Below are 445 nucleotides of genomic sequence, written 5' to 3'. Positions count from 1 at the left end.
CAAGGGCTGGCTGAGGCTGTAAGTCTCGTTCGACCCGTTTGCGGCTTACCCCGCCGCCCACGCCGTCAACAGCGTGTGTGCGATGGCATAAGGCGGGGGCGGCAGGAACGGGCCGGGCTCCCCCGCCAGCACCGCGCGCACCACGTCGCGCGGGACCCAGATCGCATCCTCCAGCTCATGGGTGTCGAGCGTGATCGCATCGTCCTCAGCCATGCCGACGCAGGCGACCATTAGCGAAGACGGGAATGGCCAGGGCTGGCTGGCCACATAGCGCACGTCGTGCACGCGCACGCCTGCTTCCTCGGCGATTTCACGCACCACCGCTTCTTCGATCGATTCGCCGGGTTCGAGGAACCCCGCCAGCGCCGAATAGCGACCGGGCGGGAAAGATGGCTGGCGTCCAAGCAGCGCGCGCCCGTCATGCTCGGCGATCATGATCACCACC

At 67.4% G+C, this 445-nt stretch carries 1 protein-coding gene; it reads right to left on the bottom strand.

Annotation, left to right across the window (positions count from 1 at the left end; all coding sequences use genetic code 11):
* Positions 1-45: 45 nt before the first annotated feature.
* Positions 46-445: NAD(+) diphosphatase (locus AACY52_RS31370; RefSeq protein ID WP_339561552.1), on the bottom strand; the 400-nt coding region annotated here is incomplete at its 5' end.

Origin of the sequence: Pseudomonas sp. EA_65y_Pfl1_P113, from assembly GCF_963970525.1 — a bacterium.
Classification (GTDB): Bacteria; Pseudomonadota; Gammaproteobacteria; order Pseudomonadales; family Pseudomonadaceae; genus Aquipseudomonas; species Aquipseudomonas tritici.
Note: the sequence above shows the minus strand (reverse complement) of the source record. Positions and strands in the feature narration are given on the sequence as shown.